The organism is Chitinophaga sp. YIM B06452 (assembly GCF_039655965.1).
Taxonomy (GTDB): Bacteria; Bacteroidota; Bacteroidia; order Chitinophagales; family Chitinophagaceae; genus Chitinophaga.
The window spans coordinates 2,237,498-2,254,440 of record NZ_JAWLKY010000001.1 but is presented as its reverse complement, the minus strand read 5'-3'; the positions used below and the strand labels follow the sequence as shown (position 1 = coordinate 2,254,440).

General features: G+C 54.8%; 12 protein-coding genes. 3 read left to right on the top strand and 9 right to left on the bottom strand.

Annotation, left to right across the window (positions count from 1 at the left end):
* Positions 1 to 101: 101 nt before the first annotated feature.
* From R3I13_RS09090 to R3I13_RS09065, 6 genes are all read right to left on the bottom strand, one after another.
* Positions 102 to 1,283 (bottom strand): FecR domain-containing protein, encoded by a 1,182-nt coding sequence (locus tag R3I13_RS09090; protein WP_346317613.1) that lies wholly within the window; start codon positions 1,281 to 1,283, stop codon positions 102 to 104.
* Between the two features lie 485 nt (positions 1,284 to 1,768).
* Positions 1,769 to 2,359, bottom strand: coding sequence for an RNA polymerase sigma-70 factor (locus R3I13_RS09085; protein WP_346317612.1), 591 nt, complete (start codon positions 2,357 to 2,359; stop codon positions 1,769 to 1,771).
* A 100-nt stretch (positions 2,360 to 2,459) separates the two neighbouring features.
* Positions 2,460 to 3,578 carry a hypothetical protein gene (locus R3I13_RS09080; protein WP_346317611.1) on the bottom strand — a complete coding sequence of 373 codons (1,119 nt, stop codon included), beginning with the start codon at positions 3,576 to 3,578 and terminating at the stop codon, positions 2,460 to 2,462.
* Positions 3,578 to 4,216 (bottom strand): ABC transporter ATP-binding protein, encoded by a 639-nt coding sequence (locus R3I13_RS09075; RefSeq protein ID WP_346317610.1) that lies wholly within the window; start codon positions 4,214 to 4,216, stop codon positions 3,578 to 3,580. The genes R3I13_RS09080 and R3I13_RS09075 overlap by 1 nt, the downstream gene beginning before the upstream one ends.
* Positions 4,217 to 4,221: 5 nt before the next feature.
* Positions 4,222 to 5,130: a serine hydrolase gene (locus tag R3I13_RS09070; RefSeq protein WP_346317609.1), complete on the bottom strand. Its 909-nt coding sequence runs from the start codon at positions 5,128 to 5,130 to the stop codon at positions 4,222 to 4,224.
* Positions 5,131 to 5,165: 35 nt separating this feature from the next.
* Entirely contained in the window at positions 5,166 to 5,573 is a 408-nt protein-coding gene (locus R3I13_RS09065) for a response regulator (protein WP_346317608.1), read from the bottom strand.
* 167 nt (positions 5,574 to 5,740) lie between these two features.
* Here R3I13_RS09065 and R3I13_RS09060 point away from each other — a divergent pair, with 167 nt between their 5' ends.
* Positions 5,741 to 12,007 carry a HAMP domain-containing protein gene (locus R3I13_RS09060; RefSeq protein ID WP_346317607.1) on the top strand — a complete coding sequence of 2,089 codons (6,267 nt, stop codon included), beginning with the start codon at positions 5,741 to 5,743 and terminating at the stop codon, positions 12,005 to 12,007.
* 14 nt (positions 12,008 to 12,021) lie between these two features.
* Positions 12,022 to 13,242 (top strand): response regulator, encoded by a 1,221-nt coding sequence (locus R3I13_RS09055; protein WP_346317606.1) that lies wholly within the window; start codon positions 12,022 to 12,024, stop codon positions 13,240 to 13,242.
* 67 nt (positions 13,243 to 13,309) lie between these two features.
* Here the strand turns inward: R3I13_RS09055 and R3I13_RS09050 are convergent, their stop codons facing one another.
* Positions 13,310 to 14,095: an alpha/beta hydrolase gene (locus R3I13_RS09050; RefSeq protein WP_346317605.1), complete on the bottom strand. Its 786-nt coding sequence runs from the start codon at positions 14,093 to 14,095 to the stop codon at positions 13,310 to 13,312.
* Positions 14,096 to 14,337: 242 nt separating this feature from the next.
* Between R3I13_RS09050 and R3I13_RS09045 the strand changes: the two genes are divergently transcribed.
* On the top strand, positions 14,338 to 14,763 hold the full coding sequence (locus tag R3I13_RS09045; protein WP_346317604.1) for a response regulator: 426 nt from the start codon (positions 14,338 to 14,340) through the stop codon (positions 14,761 to 14,763).
* Here R3I13_RS09045 and R3I13_RS09040 read toward each other — a convergent pair.
* Together R3I13_RS09040 and R3I13_RS09035 are read right to left on the bottom strand one after the other, a co-directional pair.
* On the bottom strand, positions 14,757 to 16,493 hold the full coding sequence (locus R3I13_RS09040) for a PAS domain S-box protein (protein WP_346317603.1): 1,737 nt from the start codon (positions 16,491 to 16,493) through the stop codon (positions 14,757 to 14,759). The genes R3I13_RS09045 and R3I13_RS09040 overlap by 7 nt on opposite strands.
* Before the next feature lie 74 nt (positions 16,494 to 16,567).
* Positions 16,568 to 16,924 (bottom strand): nuclear transport factor 2 family protein, encoded by a 357-nt coding sequence (locus R3I13_RS09035; protein ID WP_346317602.1) that lies wholly within the window; start codon positions 16,922 to 16,924, stop codon positions 16,568 to 16,570.
* Positions 16,925 to 16,943 lie beyond the last annotated feature (19 nt).

Here is a 16,943-nt window from a genome sequence, read left to right as displayed (position 1 = left end):
CTGTGTTTCGATAACGGGATAATTGGATAAGCTCGGACGTTTTCAGCGCCCTGCGGACCAGGCAGGGCGCGTTTTTATTCCGATCTTACCGGACCTTCTTTTTATTTCAGTATCATTATTTTTTTTCCTTCGATCTTAAACTTCACCTTCCCCGTCAATTCCAGTGCTTTCAGCACATCCGATATTTTTTTATTGCGCGGCACGTCCACGAAAAACAGGTCGTCCACATCTTCGACCGCCTGCACTTCCACGTCGTACCAGCGGCTCAGCTGGCGCATAACCGTTTCGATGGAGGCGCCTTCGAACACGAAACGACCGTTCTTCCAGGCCATTGTTTCCGCTATATTCACATTGGCATCTACTGTCATTGTACCGCCCTTCGCCACTTTCGCCTGCTGGCCGGGCGCGATCACGCGGCTGTTGCCTCCTGCGTTCACTTTCACGCTGCCTTCCAGCAAGGTGGTGCGCACGGTCTTATCGTCGCCGTAGGCATTTACGTTGAAATGTGTGCCCAGCACTTCCAGCTTCACATCGTTTGCCTGCACCAGGAAGGGTTTGCGTTTGTCTTTGGCCACTTCCAGGTACACTTCGCCTGTGATCCGCACGCTGCGTTCATGGCCTGTAAATGCGGTGGGATAAGTGATGGATGATGCGGCGTTGAGCCAGGCCTTCGTGCCGTCAGGCAGGGTGAGCTGGTATTCCCCGCCCCTGGGCGTGCTCATGGTGTTGTAGAGCACTTCCCCGCTGGCCTCGCCATTGGCGTTGTATACGATCTGGCCGCCGGCCTGCTTGCTGATGCTGGTGCCGCCCTGTTGCGCCAGGACGCCGTCTGCTGCATTGTCCAGCACGATCTGCTGGCCGTTGGAAAGCGTAAGCACAGCTTTGGTGCTGCCGGGCAGCACATCGTTGACTATTGCAGCTGTTCCGGTTTCCTGTTTTGAACCGGGTTGGTACCAGTAATAAAGACTGGCGCCGGCGGCAACGAGGATCACAGCGGCGGCAAAACGTTTCAGGAAACGGAACCGCGCCGGCCTGGCATTACCGGCTTCGTCCTCCCCCGCGTTGGCGTACAGGTTGGCGATGATGCGGTCCAGGGCGGGATCTGCCTGTTCATTCAGCGCGGCATCGGGTTCGTACCGGTCCCAGGCTTGTTCCAGTTCTTTCTTCAACACGTCATCCCCTTCCGCCTGGTTCACCCATGCAGCCAGCTCTTCCTTTTCCGTACCGGTAATGGAACCTTCAAAAAATCGCGTAACGAGATAGTGGACCCTGGCGTCAGACATATGGTTGAATGTTTTTTCAATAACGGGATGGATTGCCCCTGTAATCCAATAAGACAATTGGGAAAACAAACAGGCATAGTCAGGTTGAAAAAAAATTTAAATAAAGGGAAAAACCCAAGCAGGCGGAGAGAGAGTGACGAAGCGAAAAACCCGTCATTGCGAGGAGTAGCAGCGCCAAAGCGGGAGGGACGACGAAGTAATCTCCTGCGTTGAATGGATACACCCTATGTTTGGAGATTGCTTCGTCGCGCTTCCAGCCGCAAAGAATTCCTTGCTGCTCCTCGCAATGACGGGCTTTGTTGATCGACAATATGATAGTATTTTATCTTTTACCTGGGCATGCCTGTCAAACCACCGAAAATCAGCCAGGGCCGGACTTGGAGAGGCCCAGGACAAGTGGAGGCGACGCGGACTTGATCCGGACTTGATGTCGGGTAATATCCTATCAGAAGGCAGGGGGACAAAGGGGATCGAAAAAAATAAAATCACCTGTCCAAAAATGGCAGCAGCGCCAGCAGGTACATGGTATCCAGCGAGTTGGGATATTGCTGCATGTGTTTGCGCAGGGTGCGCAGCGCCTGGATCATGTGATTTTTGACCGTACCGGTGGTGATGTGCAGCCGCCGGGCAATTTCTTCATGTTTGATGCCTTCTTCGCGGCTGAGCAGGAATACCATCTTTTGCTGGGGCGGCAATTGCTGGATGGCGTTGTGAAGACGTTCCTGCGTTTCTTTCAGCGCCAGGTGGCCCTGCGGGGTGGAGGCAGTGTTAGCCGGGGCCTCAGCAAGCTGTTTCAGGATCACCACTTCGCGGGCCATGCGTTTAAACCCATTGAGCGCCTGGTTTTGCGCCATGCGGAACACGTAGCTGCTGAAGCTTTCCACCTGCTGCAGCAGTTCCCGGTCTTTCCACAACTTCTCAAAAATATCCTGCACCACATCTTCCGCTGAAGCATGAGAACCGGTGAGCCTGAAAACAAAACCGTATAATTTGTATTTATATCCGTGGAAAAGCCTGGTAAATGCCAATTCATTTCCACCTGCTGCGAGCTGCAGCAACTCCTTCTCTGATTGCATACCTATAGACAATGGAATAAATTCAAGTTGGTCTGCAACAAATTTATCAAGAAAAAGTATTTATGCGCACTTTTTTTGACACACATATAAACCGTTGATGCTATGATCCCGGTTCTACATATGTTTCATACCGGCGGAAAAGGGAGAAGAACAGCGCTGCCGAGGCCGGCAGCATCACCGCCACGGCCAGCCAGGCATAACCTCCCAGCATCATGAACAGCACCACGAAACAGGCCAGCAGCACATACCGCATGTGTATTTCCGCGTTCATTTTCGGGAAATAAAGCAGGCAGCGGAAGAGCAGCAGCATGGAAACGGCCAGCGCAAAACAGGTGAGCAGCGCGGGATACGGAGTTTTATTCGCCGCCATGATCACCATTTCGGGAAGGAAAAGGAGGATGTAAATGCCCGCCAGGCGCAGGTAATGCCGCCACAGCGGCTGCGGCAGCTGGCGCAGGAAGGCAAGATAGGTATCGTCGAAGCTGCGGTGATGCATCATCAGCTGCCCGTGCGCGATCACGCAGAGCATAACGCCCAGCAGCAGCCCCCTGATGTCGAAGCCGCCGGTTTGCCGCAGCAGGTAAAACGTAAGCCACAAAAGGCCCGCGCAGGCCAGCTTTACGCCCAGGATGCGGCGCGGGTAATTGGTGAGCAGTTCGTAAATAAAATAAAGCACGGGCGGCTTGGTGAAACGCCGGTTCAGCCAGCGCTGCAAATGCCCGGTAAAGAAAGTGACATCAGGATGGTGGAGCTTGCGCTCGTATACCACCAGCGGCCAGGCCAGCATGAGGAGATTAAAAACGATGATCAGCAGCGCAGGCAGGAAAAACTGGTGCACAATGCCCAGCACTACCGCAATACCGGAATATACCAGCACGGGCATATAAATGCCAGTATGGACCAGCAGCCATAGCCGCAGGCGTGCCGGTTTTTCCACGCTGCCCAAAGTGGGATAAAGGAATTCAAAACCCTGCGTCTGCATTACTTTCAGCACAAAACCCGCGCACTTCAATGCATACAAGGCCCACAAAACCAGTACCACGGCCAGGAAGCGCGCGCTGCCCAGGAAGCCCAGCATCAGGGAACGATGGTAGCTCAACAGGCTGCCGCCATCTACTACGCCGAAGAGGAGATAAAAAAGCACGAGAAAAAAAAGCGTGTTCTGGATGTAGAAACGCTGCACGAATATCTTTTGTAATATCGCCGCCACTGCGCGCATCACAATAATTTTATGGTCTTATCCGCCACCCGCAAAGTGCCGCTCACCGGCAGTTCCGACCGGTCCAGCGGCTGGTGGGAAGTAATGCAGAAAGTAACGCCTTTTGCATGATGCATCCTCACCAGGTCATACAGCACGGCCAGCGCCTGCGCATCGATCGTGATCAGCGGCTCGTCGAGTAATACCAGCGCGGGATTGCCGGTAAAGGCCAGCAGCAGCGATAATTTCTTCAGCATCCCGCTGGAATAAGTGCTCACCGCGTTATGCATGTAAACGTTCACGCCTAAACGTTCGCCTAACTCACGAATGTGCTTCCGGTCGCCGCCTTTCGTGCCAAGGTACAGCTCCAGCAGGTCGCGGCCGGTCAGGAAAGAAGGGTACAAAGGTTCGGCTTCAGCATAATTGATCATCCGCCGGAACTGCACGGGGTGGCTGCGGCTGCTCACGTTGCCGTGAAGCGTGATCTCTCCTTTGAAAGGGATGAGACCGGCCATCACCTTCATGCAGGTGGTTTTCCCCGCGCCGTTCTCCCCCTGCATCCAGTAAATGCCGGACGGCAGCTCCAGCCGCGGGATATCCAGTACCGGGAAGTCCTGGTAACTTTTTTGTACGTTATGCAAAGTGATGATCTCGGGCATGCCGGTTATTTTTTCAAAACATCCCAGGAAGGTTTCCAGCCGCTCCGGGGTTCAAAATGCGCCCAAAGATAGGCGCTTACCTTGCGGATCAGCTGAACGGCCTCGTTGTCTGCCTCCCAGCGCTGGTCTTTGATGCCTTTCGTGCCCACATAAAAAACGTAATCGCCATGCGGCGCATTCACCATGGCCAGCTCAGACCGCGATTCGTTCACCGAGCCGGTTTTGGCCGCCACCTGCACGTAAGGCGGCACTTCGGAAACGGCCTGGTCGTCATAATATCCTTTCGTCATCAGCCGGTACATCCTTTCGCTGGCGCTTTTGCTCACTACTTCTCCCCTCCTGATCTTCAGCAGCATACTCATTTCACGCGGGGTGGTTTGCCCCCAGCCGAATACTTTCCGGTTCTCTTCGCGCCCCGGCGTACGGGAATTCACGCGCGTATCTTTCAGGCCGTATTGTTCCAGCAATGCATTCACCGCCGCGCCGCCGCCCGCCAGCGACTGGTTCCAGAGCGAAGTGGTATTGTCGCTGTAAGCCATCATCAATGCGGCCAGCACGCTCACTTCGGTTTCTGAGCTGTCTTTGAAAAATTGCATCAGCCCCGACCCGCCGTACTTCGCGGAATCACGGTATACCAGCGGCTGGTGCCATTGCAGCTCCCCTTTATCTATTTTGCTGAACAGGCCTGCCAGCAACGGCACTTTCACGATGCTGGCGGTGGGGAATATGGTATCGGCGTTCACCGCGGCGTAGCGCCCGCTGGGCACATGCAGCACATACACGCCGGCAGTGCCTTTGAATTCGCTTATCATGGCGGCAAGCGCCTTTTCCAGTTTTCGGTCGGGCTTACGCTCCTGGGAATATAACGCGCAAGGGAGTACTAAAATGAATAACAGGCTGATAACCTTCTTCATGAACAGGTATTAATACCCTCAAAATAGAAAAAGATTCAGAGAAAAGACAGGATATGCCGGGCAATGGCGAGGTACGAGGCCAGGTCGCTGGGTTTGGCGATGTAATCCTTTGCGCCCAGTTCCAGGCAAATGGAACGGAAAACGGGGGAATTGGAAGTGCTCCAGATGATCTTGGGAATGTCCCTGAGCCGTTCGTCGGGCGCCAGCAACTGCATGATCTCCGCGCCGTTCAGCTCAGGCAGGTTGTAATCCAATACGATCAGGGACGGTAAGCCTTCGTCAGGCTGCTTTTCCAGCCAGGCCATGAATGTTTTGCCATTAGGCATGCAAACGAGCCGCATCTGCGGGTCTACTTCCCGGAAGGCGAATTGCAACATCTCCTGGTCGTCCTGGTCGTCTTCAGCGAGAACGATGAACTTAGTTGCGTGGCCTGGAAATTGCATATATGCAAGGATTGAATATGGTTGACGCACAAAAGTAACACTTGTTTCGACATTGCGAAACCCGTATATGCATGCTCATAAAATAATATCGACCTATACGCGCTAATTCCTTTACAATGAACACACGGAAAAAAACCGGGGAGCCTACCGTCCCCAAAACCCGAAGTGTGGAGAAAATTCCTCAGCCTACTTCTACAAACGGTCACGATTCGCTCGATCCCAGCCAGCTCCTCCGGGTGCTGACCGAGGTGAGGAACGGGAATTTTGCGGCGCGTATGCCGGCGGATAAAACGGGGCTCAGCGGCAAGATCTGCGACGTGATGAACGAGATCATTTCCCTGAACGAAACCCTGGTGGATGAGCTGCACCTGGCGCGCAACACCATCGGCAAACAGGGCAAGCTGAACCACCGCGTGATGATGCCCCGCACCGCCAGGGGCTCCTGGAACACCGCAGCCGGCTCCATCAACACCCTCATCTCCGACCTGGTGCACCCCACTATCGAAATAGCCCATGTGATCAGTTCCGTGGCCAAAGGCGATCTTTCCAGGGAAATGACCCTGCAGATAGAAGGCAGCCTGCTCCAGGGTGAATTTGCCCGCATTGCCACCGAAGTGAACGGCATGGTGAAGCAGCTCAACGCCTTTTCCATGGAAGTAACCCGCGTGGCCCGCGAAGTAGGCTCCGAAGGAAAACTCGGCGGCCAGGCCAAAGTGAAGGATGTGGCGGGCGTTTGGAAAGACCTCACCGATTCCGTGAACCTCATGGCCGGCAACCTCACGGCCCAGGTGCGTAATATCGCGGACGTAACCACCGCCGTGGCAAAAGGCGACCTTTCCAAGAAGATCACGGCAGATGTGCAGGGGGAAATACTCGAACTGAAAGACACCATCAACACCATGGTGGACCAGCTCAATTCCTTCTCCTCCGAAGTAACCCGCGTGGCGCGTGAAGTGGGAACAGACGGCAAGCTCGGCGGCCAGGCCGAAGTAAAAGGCGTGGCCGGCACCTGGAAAGACCTCACCGACTCCGTAAACCAGATGGCCTCCAACCTTACCGGCCAGGTGCGCAACATCGCCGAAGTGACCACCGCCGTGGCGCGCGGCGACCTTTCCCGTAAGATAACCGTAGACGTAAAAGGCGAGATCCTCGAACTGAAAAATACCATCAACACCATGGTGGACCAGCTCAATTCCTTCTCCTCCGAAGTGACGCGCGTGGCACGTGAGGTAGGTTCCGAAGGAAAGCTCGGCGGCCAGGCCACCGTGAAAGGCGTGGGCGGCGTGTGGAAAGACCTTACCGAATCCGTGAACCAGATGGCCGGCAACCTCACCGCCCAGGTGCGCAACATTGCCGACGTAACCACCGCCGTGGCCAAAGGCGATCTTTCACGCAAGATCACGGTGGATGTAAAAGGAGAGATACTGGAGCTGAAAAACACCATCAACACCATGGTGGACCAGCTCAATTCATTCGCCTCCGAAGTAACCCGCGTGGCCCTGGAAGTGGGTACCGAAGGAAAGCTCGGCGGACAGGCCAAAGTGCAGGGCGTGGGCGGCACCTGGAAAGACCTTACCGATTCCGTGAACCAGATGGGGTCCAACCTCACCGCGCAGGTGCGCAACATCGCCGAAGTAACCACCGCCGTGGCCAACGGTGACCTCTCCAAAAAGATCACCGTGGATGTGGCAGGCGAGATCGCTGAATTGAAAAAGACCATCAACACCATGGTGGACCAGCTCAATTCATTCGCCTCCGAAGTAACCCGCGTGGCCCTGGAAGTGGGTACCGAAGGAAAGCTCGGCGGACAGGCCAAAGTGCAGGGCGTGGGCGGCACCTGGAAAGACCTTACCGATTCCGTGAACCAGATGGGGTCCAACCTCACCGCGCAGGTGCGCAACATCGCCGAAGTAACCACCGCCGTGGCCAACGGTGACCTCTCCAAAAAGATCACCGTGGATGTGGCAGGCGAGATCGCTGAATTGAAAAAGACCATCAACACCATGGTGGACCAGCTCAATTCATTCGCCTCCGAAGTAACCCGCGTGGCCCTGGAAGTAGGTACCGAAGGCAAGCTCGGCGGCCAGGCCAAAGTGCAGGGCGTGGGCGGCACCTGGAAAGACCTCACCGATTCCGTGAACCAGATGGGATCCAACCTCACAGCCCAGGTGCGCAACATCGCAGAAGTGACCACCGCCGTGGCAAAAGGCGACCTGTCGCGCAAGATCACCGTGGATGTAAAAGGAGAGATACTGGAACTGAAAAATACCATCAACACCATGGTGGACCAGCTGAACTCTTTCGGCTCCGAAGTGTTCAGGGTGGCGCGGGAAGTGGGTTCCGAAGGAAAGCTCGGCGGCCAGGCCAGCGTGCCCGGCGTAGAAGGCCTCTGGAAAGACCTCACCGATTCCGTGAACATCATGGCTTCCAACCTTACCTCGCAGGTACGCAACATCGCCGAGGTGACCACCGCCGTGGCCAACGGCGACCTGTCCAGGAAAATTGAAGTGGACGTGGCCGGGGAGATCCTTGAACTGAAGAATACCATCAACACCATGGTGGAGCAGCTCCGCGCATTCGCCTCCGAAGTAACCCGTGTGGCGCGCGAAGTGGGCACCGAAGGAAAGCTCGGCGGCCAGGCGAACGTGCCCGGCGTAGGCGGCACCTGGAAAGATCTCACCGATTCCGTGAACATGATGGCCGGCAACCTCACCGCCCAGGTGCGCAACATTGCAGACGTGGCCATTGCCGTGGCAAACGGGGACATGAGCCGGAAGATCACCGTAGACGTGCGCGGCGAGATACTCCAGCTCAAAGAAACGCTCAACACTATGGTGGACCAGCTGCGCGCATTCGCCTCCGAAGTGACCCGCGTGGCGCGCGAAGTGGGCACAGACGGCAAGCTCGGCGGCCAGGCCTTTGTGCCGGGCGTAGCCGGCACCTGGAAAGACCTCACCGATTCCGTGAACAACATGACCGGCAACCTCACCTCGCAGGTGCGCAACATCGCCGAAGTAACCAAGGCCGTGGCCTCCGGCGACCTTTCCAAAAAAGTGACCATCGACGTAAAGGGCGAAATATTCGACCTTAAGAATACCATCAACACCATGGTGGACCAGCTCAACTCTTTTGCCTACGAAGTAACGCGCGTGGCGCGTGAAGTGGGCACGGAAGGCAAGCTCGGCGGCCAGGCCGAAGTGCAGGGCGTGGCCGGCACCTGGAAAGACCTCACCGACTCCGTGAACATGATGGCCTCCAACCTCACCAACCAGGTGCGGGGCATCGCCAAGGTGGTGACAGCCGTGGCCACCGGTAATCTCAAACAAAAATTGTCCATCGTTTCCCGTGGCGAGGTGGCACAGCTCACCGAAACCATCAACGAAATGATCGATACCCTGGCCGTGTTTGCAGACCAGGTGACCACCGTGGCCCGCGAAGTGGGCGTAGAAGGCAGGCTGGGCGGACAATCCAGCGTACCAGGCGCATCCGGCATCTGGAAGAACCTGACAGAGAACGTGAACCAGTTAGCGGAAAACCTCACCACGCAGGTGCGCGCCATTTCAGCCGTAGCCTCCGCCGTAACCAAAGGCGACCTCACGCAAATGATCCGCGTGGAAGCAAAAGGCGAAGTGGAGCAGTTGAAAGACACCATCAACCAGATGATCGCCAACCTGAAAGAAACCACGCAGCTGAACCAGGAGCAGGACTGGCTCAAATCCAACCTCGCCACCTTCACACAGATGCTGCAGGGCCAGAAAGACCTGCATACGGTAACCAACCGCATCCTGACGGAGCTGGCCCGGGTGGTGAACGTGCAGAAAGGCATGTTCTACGTACTGAAGCAGGACGAAAATGCAGCCCTGCCCAAACTCAAGCTGCACGCCTCCTACGCCTTCGGCGAAGAATCGCACACCACACGGGAGTTTGCGCTGGGACAGGGTTTGGTAGGCCAGTGCGCGGTAGACAAAGAGCGCATCCTGCTCACCAGCGTGCCGGGAGACTACATCAAAATAAGCTCCGGCCTCGGCGCCGCGCCGCCGCTGAACCTCATCGTGCTGCCCGTGCTGTTCGAGTCACAAACCAAAGCCGTCATAGAACTCGCTTCTTTCGATCCCTTCAGCGAAACCCACCTGGACTTCCTGAGCCAGCTCACCGAATCTATCGGCATCGTGCTGAACACCATCGAAGCCAGCTCCCGCACGGAAGACCTGCTGGCGCAATCGCAGTCGCTGGCGGACGAGCTGCGCAAGGCGAACGAAGAATTGCAGGATAAGGCGCACCTGCTCGTGAAACAGAAGAACGAAGTGGAAGAAAAGAACAAGGAAGTGGAAGAAGCCCGCAAATCGCTCGAAGAAAAAGCCGCGCAGCTGCAGCTCACCTCCAAATACAAATCCGAGTTCCTCGCCAATATGAGCCACGAGCTGCGTACACCGCTCAACTCCCTGCTGATACTCGCACAGCAGCTTTACGAAAACAGCGACGGCAACCTGAACGACAAGCAGGTGCGCTACGCCAAAACCATCCACAGCTGCGGCGACGACCTCATCCAGCTGATCAACGACATCCTGGACCTCTCGAAGATCGAGTCCGGCTACATCTCCACAGACTTCATCAAAGTACGTTTCCAGGAAGTGATCACTTTCGTGGAAACCACCTTCAAACATATCTCCGAAAGCAAGAGCCTGCGCTTCGGCATTGAGCTGGACGACAGGCTGCCGCAGATGCTGGAAACCGACGTGCAGCGGCTGAACCAGATCTTGAAGAACCTCCTGTCCAACGCTTTCAAGTTCACCGAAAAAGGCGAAGTGAAGCTGCGGGTATACATGGCTGACCACAACTGGAAAATACCCAACGACAGCCTCGAAACCGCCGGGCAGGTGGTCGCATTCGAGATACGCGATACCGGCATCGGCATTTCGAAAGACAAACAGAACATCATCTTCGAAGCCTTCCAGCAGGCGGAAGGCTCCACCAGCCGCAAATACGGCGGCACGGGCCTCGGCCTTTCCATCAGCCGCGGCCTGGCCGACCTCCTGGGCGGGTCCATCGAGCTGGTCAGCGAAACCGGCATGGGCAGCACTTTTACGCTCTTCCTGCCATTGCTCAACAGCCAAACTATTGTACGCAAAGAAAGGCCGCGCAACCCTGCTTTCCATCCTTTCGAGGCAAGCGTGAAACCTGCCGAGACCAAAGACCTGGAAGGCCTCAACGAGATCATCAACGAGATCGGCGACGACCGCAACAACATCATCGATGGCGATAAAGTGGTGCTCATCATCGAAGACGATGTGCGCTTCGCCAAGATCATGCAGGAAAAAGCGCATGAGATGGGGCTCAAAGCCGTAGTGGCCGTCAGCTTCGGCGAAGTGTTCGACCTCACCAACAAATACAATCCCATTGCCGTAACCCTGGACGTAAAACTGCCCGATGCCAGCGGCTGGCGCATCCTGGACCTCTTCAAGAACGATGTGAACCTGCGTCACATCCCCATCCACCTCATTTCCGGCGAAGAGAACCGCCTGCTGGCCATGCAGCGCGGCGCGCGCAGCTTCAACCTCAAACCGCTCAAGGCCGAAGCCCTTACCGTGCTTTTCAAAAAAGTGCTGGAGCAGCATGAGCAGAAAAAGAAACGCGTGCTGGTGGTGGAAGACAACCAGCCGGATGCATCGCAGATCGCCAGGATACTGGAAAACGGCGAGCTGATAGACCTCGATTTCGTGGAAGACGGCCAGCGCGCGTTGGAAAGGCTGAGCACCAACACCTACGACTGCATCATTGCAGATTACATGCTGCCCGATGTGGACGGCTCCGATCTTTTCGCTACCATACAGGCTTCCAACCGGCAAAACACCACGCCGCTGATCGTTTACTCCGCCAAAGATTTCACCAATGCGGAAAAATCGAAACTCAAACAATACGCCAACAAGATCCTGCTCAAAGACGTGAATTCGCTGGACCTGCTGCTGGAAGAGACCATCCTGCAGCTGCACATCAATCACCACGCGTTGCCCGAAGAAAAACGGAAGCTGATAGAAGACCTGCGTTCGCAGAAAGATGTGCTGAGCAGCAAGAATGTGCTGGTGGTAGACGACGACGTGCGCAACCTCTTTGCCCTCACCACGGCATTCGAGCGGTACCACATCAATACTATTACCGCGGAAAGCGGCCAGGAAGCCATGAACATACTCAGCGAAAAAGAACATATAGACATCGTGCTGATGGATATCATGATGCCGGAAATGGACGGCTACGAAACGATGCAGAAGATCAGGCGCGAACATAAGAACAGCGCATTGCCCATCATTGCCGTTACCGCCAAGGCCATGAAGGGAGACAGGGAAAAATGCCTGGAGGCCGGCGCTTCGGATTATATCACGAAGCCGCTGAAGATCGACCAGTTATTATCGCTCATGCGGGTTTGGCTTTACAGATAAATTTTAACCCGGACATGAACAAAGACGCAAAAATATTGATCGTAGACGACCGGCAGGATAATCTCCTGTCTATCGAGACCATTCTCGAAAAGGAGAACTATGCCATCGTAAAAGCGTCCTCCGGCAGGGCCGCGCTGAAAGCATTGCTGCAGGATACCGATTTCTCCCTCATCCTCATGGATGTGCAGATGCCCGACATGAACGGGTTTGAGACCGCCTCGCTCATCTACCAGCGCGAAAAGCTGAAGAATATTCCCATCATTTTCATTACCGCGCACAGCCATGAGGAAGAAGCCATATATAAAGGCTACAACGTTGGCGCGGTAGACTTTATCCATAAACCGCTGAACCCTCAGCTGCTGCGCATCAAAGTGGGATTGTTCGTAGAGCTGTACCAAAAAACGCATTCCCTGCGGGAACAGGAAAAGAACCTGCTGCAGGCCAACGCGCTGCTGCAAAAGGAAATAGAAGACAGGGAAGCCTCCGAAATGAAAGTGCTGGAGCTGAACCGTCAGCTGAACCGCAGCAATATCCATCTCAAGAAAGTGAACGAGGAGCTGGACCGCTTTGCCTACGTGGCTTCGCATGACCTGCAGGAACCGCTGCGAAAGATCAGGGTGTTCACAGACCTCATCAGCACCAAAAAAGACGGCGCCCAGGACATGGACCGTTACATCTCCAAAATAGGCGACGCAGCGCAGCGCATGCAGCAGCTGGTAGACGACCTGCTGCGCTTCTCCCGCCACTCCGCCCAGGGCCGCGACTATGTAACGGCAGACCTCAATGAAATCGTAAAGGAAGCTGTATCCGAACTGGAGATCGCCATACAAAGCAACCAGGCCAGCATCCAGGTAGACCCGCTGCCCTGCATCCCCGTGATCCCCACCATGATCCGCCAGGTATTCAACAACCTGATCAGCAATGCCATCAAGTTCAGGAAAAAGAACGTGGTGCCGGTGGTGCACATCTACGCGCGCAGATCGCCGGAGGCAGAGAACACGCCACACTACCAGATATTCGTGGCAGACAACGGCATCGGGATAGACAACCGCTACCTGGAAGATATTTTCGCCGTGTTCAAGCGGCTGCACAGCTACCATGAAATTGAAGGCACAGGCATAGGCCTTTCCATCTGCAAAAAGATCATGGAACATCACAACGGCACCATCACCGCTACCAGCGAGGTAGACCATGGCACTACGTTCATCATCGGCATACCGGAAAAACAATCTTAGATCATCCTGCAATAAAAAAATCCCTACCGCCCGCGGGCGATAAGGATTGTATGTTTCATAAGCAGTATCAGTATTTCGCGATCCAGTCCGCCACATACTTCGCATCGCCCTCCCAGCCGGGCTGGCCGAGTACAAAATGGTTGCGGCCGGGGAATTCTTTGTATTCCAGCACGGAGCCGTTCTTTTTATACCGGTTGAAATTCCGGCGGTTGAGGTGCGCGGGAATGATATTGTCTTCGCTGCCGGCCGTGAACAGCATCGGGGCATGCGGTTTATTGTAATCCACTTTCGCCGCGCTGGTGAGGCCACCGCGGGCCACGGTCTTGGATTCGGGTACGGTGAACTGCTCCCAGGCTTTCTGCTGCTGGTCCAGCGGCATCCCATTCACGAACGCATACTGCCAGTCTTTGAAAGACATGAGGTAGGTCTTTTTCAGCGAAGTGAACAATCCCAGGCTTTTCCAGCCGGCTTTCAGGAAAGAGAATTCATAAGGGAACACGCCCAGCGTGGGCACGGAGTGAATAGCCACCGCCGCCCTTGCCAGCCCGCGGTTGTTGAGCACCTGCGTCATCATCCCGCCCAGCGAATGCCCTATGATGTATGGTTTCCCCGGGATGCCCGCCGCCACCTTCGCGTAAGAATCTATCACTTCGGTGAGCGTGAGCAATGCCAGGTCAACATCGTCCGGCTGGCGTGCGCGCAGTTCCGCCGCGTAGCCGTCTTTGAAGGGCCACGCCGGGGCAATCGTTTTATAACCGAGGTTTTCAAAATAAACCTTCCATTCGTCCCAGCAATGGTGGGTCACGAAAGCGCCTGTCACAAACAGGATCGTTTTGTCGTTGTTCGTTTCCATAGTCTGATTTTCAGTGTTTTATAGAAAATAAAGCCTGTTGGGGACCAGGGCCGGGGCTGAAGATGTAGTGTACTGTAAGTTACGGATATCGGCGGGTATTACTGTTGTTCCATTCATGGTTTCCAATGGACGATCTGCACGAAGCGGCTAAATGCCGCATTTCTTAAGAGGAAGGCCGGCAGGAGCTTTGAAAGTGGTTTGATTTGCATTACATTAGCAATAGTAAATGCCCGTATTAAGAAATGATGATCTACCCGAAGGTTTTTTTGTTGGCAGACGATGATCCCGAAGACCAGGAAATGCTGGAAGAAGCCATGCTGGAAGCTGACCCGGCTATAAAAATGCACATGGCGAATAACGGGCAGCAGGCCGTGGAATACCTGGAGAGCTGCGCCGATAACGAATTGCCCTGTTTTATCATCCTTGATTATAAAATGCCCGTGTTCAATGCCGTGGAAGTATTGGAACGCATACGGGTTCAGCCGAGGTTGAAAGCTATTCCCAAAGTAGTGTGGAGCACGTCCAACCAGCCGGAGCATGTGCGGTCATGCCTCGAAAAAGGCGCCCTCGAATATTTTGTGAAACCCTCGCAGGTAGGCGAGCTGAGCAACATCGTGGACCGCGTGCTTTTTCTCTGCGAAAAGGCCCTCGAAAAACGGCGTCAGTAATCCGTGCCGGGAATATACACCGCGAACTCGGCGCCCTCGTGAGGCAGGCTGCTGGCCCTGATAAATCCCTGGTGATTCTGTACGATCTTTTTGCAGATGGCCAGCCCGATGCCCGTTCCCGAATAATTCGGATCGTCGTGCAGGCGCTGGAACAGGTCGAATATTTTTCCCGAATACGAAGTATCGAACCCTATCCCATTGTCTGTTACCGTGATCTTGTGATAAGTTCCCTCCACTTCTTTGATATCCTTTAATTCTGAGCCGGGCACGAGGCTCGCGGCGATCCTGATCCGCGGTTCGCGCTCAGGGTGATAGTATTTGAGAGAATTGCTGATGAGGTTTTCGAAGAGCTGGTTGAACTGGTAAGGCATGGCTTTGATCACCGGCAGCTGCCCGCATTCGATCACCGCGCCTGTTCTTTCAATGGAATCGTGATGCGCCAGCAGCACGGTGCTCACGATGTCGTTCAGGTTCACCAGCGTCAGGTCCTGGGAGAATGAGGAGGCTTTTGAATACGTGAGCAGGTCGTCTATCAGCTGTTGCATGCGTGCCGCAGCGCCGATGGAGCGTTGAAGGAATTCCTGCATCTTTTCCGGCAGATGGGCGGAGTTTTCGATGATATAATTGTTGTAGAACCGGATCTTCCGCAGGGGCTCCTTCATGTCGTGGGCCGCGGCGTAGGCGAATTGCTCCAGCTCCCTGTTCTGGAATTCCAGCTCGGCGGCGTATTTCCTGATCTTGTCTTCCGCATTTTTTTTCTCGGTCAGGTCGCGCGTTACTTTCGAAAAGCCGATGATGTCTCCCATATCGTTGTGCAGCGCGGTGATCACGATGCTGCCCCAGAAGCGGGTGCCGTTCTTCCTCACGCGCCAGCCTTCCTGCATGGCCTTGCCGTAGGTTTCCGCGGCGGCCATCAGTTTCCAGGGCAGCAGTTGCTCCCGGTCTTCCGGCAGGTAAAATATGCTGAAGTGTTTGCCGATGATCTCATCTTCGCGGTAACCTTTGATCTTCTCCGCGCCTTTGTTCCAGTTCAGAATAAGCCCTTCCCTGCTCATCAGCAGGATAGCATAGTCCTCTACTTCCTCGATCATTTTATGGTAGCGCTCCTCGCTTTTTTTTAATTCCATATTCCTGCGGAGCAGTTCTTCGGTTTGCTCTTCCGCACTTTTCTCCAGTGAGGCCAACCGCTGGCGGGAGTCTTCCTCGCTTTTTTCGAGGGAAGCCACCAGCATGCGGGAGTTCTCTTCATGTTTTTCGAGCGCGGCTACCCGGTTGCGGGATTTTTCTTCGTTGCTTCGCAGCATTGCGTCAGCCTGCCGGAGGTCTGTAATATCCACCAACATGTTTACCGCGCCCGTGAGGATACCTTTTTCATCAAAAACCGGGCGTGGAAAAGGCGCCACATTCCGGCGGCTGCCGTCCGGCCGTTCCACAATGATCTCCACACCCTTCACCTCGCGTCCTTCGCGGAGCGTAATGGCCATCGGGCAATTATCCAGCGGCATTGGTGCGCCGTGAGCGTCAAATATCTTCCAGGAGCCGCACCAGAGATCCTTCCCGATCTCGGGCTCGCGGCCCCAAAGCTCCGCTGCTGCCTGATTGTAATAGGTAATAAGTCCGTTGGCATCTGTGGAATAGACGGCGGCATACAGTTTCTGGATAATTTCCGCGTACGCTGAGTTCTCTGGAACCGGTTGATCTGTGTACGGGCTGTTCATGTTAGTTCCCATGGGCGAGAATGGTCAAAATCTAAGTTATTCTTTTCCTGCCCAAATGATGTGCCACTAAATGTGTTATTGTTGTTTTAATCGTAATGGCCCATCGCCCGGAACACTTTTCCATCCGCATTCAGCTCAAAGAATTCCGCCGCCTTTTTGCCGGCAATACTGTTGTAATAAATGATGATGGTCTGGATGCAGGAAAACACTTCCTTCAGTTCAAAATGAAGATCAGGATATTTAACCATGGCCTTGCTCCAGTAGTCCGCCACAGCCTGCTTGCCTTTGAGGGTGCCGGAATCCGCTATGCCCATCTGCTTGATGAAGGGACTGCTCATTTCAAAATCCTCGGTATAATGGGAAAGCACTTCTCCGAGGTTGTGGCTGTTCCACGCGTTCACCCAGGCATGGGCGAATTCAAGCGCCTGTTCTCTTGTGATCATATTTTCCTTTTCCTGCAAA

Coding starts and splice junctions, on each gene's coding strand:
- R3I13_RS09090 (WP_346317613.1), bottom strand. CDS start 1,283: ATGTCTGACGCCAGGGTCCACTATCTCGTTACGCGATTTTTTGAAGGT.
- R3I13_RS09085 (WP_346317612.1), bottom strand. CDS start 2,359: ATGCAATCAGAGAAGGAGTTGCTGCAGCTCGCAGCAGGTGGAAATGAA.
- R3I13_RS09080 (WP_346317611.1), bottom strand. CDS start 3,578: ATGCGCGCAGTGGCGGCGATATTACAAAAGATATTCGTGCAGCGTTTC.
- R3I13_RS09075 (WP_346317610.1), bottom strand. CDS start 4,216: ATGCCCGAGATCATCACTTTGCATAACGTACAAAAAAGTTACCAGGAC.
- R3I13_RS09070 (WP_346317609.1), bottom strand. CDS start 5,130: ATGAAGAAGGTTATCAGCCTGTTATTCATTTTAGTACTCCCTTGCGCG.
- R3I13_RS09065 (WP_346317608.1), bottom strand. CDS start 5,573: ATGCAATTTCCAGGCCACGCAACTAAGTTCATCGTTCTCGCTGAAGAC.
- R3I13_RS09055 (WP_346317606.1), top strand. CDS start 12,022: ATGAACAAAGACGCAAAAATATTGATCGTAGACGACCGGCAGGATAAT.
- R3I13_RS09050 (WP_346317605.1), bottom strand. CDS start 14,095: ATGGAAACGAACAACGACAAAACGATCCTGTTTGTGACAGGCGCTTTC.
- R3I13_RS09045 (WP_346317604.1), top strand. CDS start 14,338: ATGATGATCTACCCGAAGGTTTTTTTGTTGGCAGACGATGATCCCGAA.
- R3I13_RS09040 (WP_346317603.1), bottom strand. CDS start 16,493: ATGGGAACTAACATGAACAGCCCGTACACAGATCAACCGGTTCCAGAG.
- R3I13_RS09035 (WP_346317602.1), bottom strand. CDS start 16,924: ATGATCACAAGAGAACAGGCGCTTGAATTCGCCCATGCCTGGGTGAAC.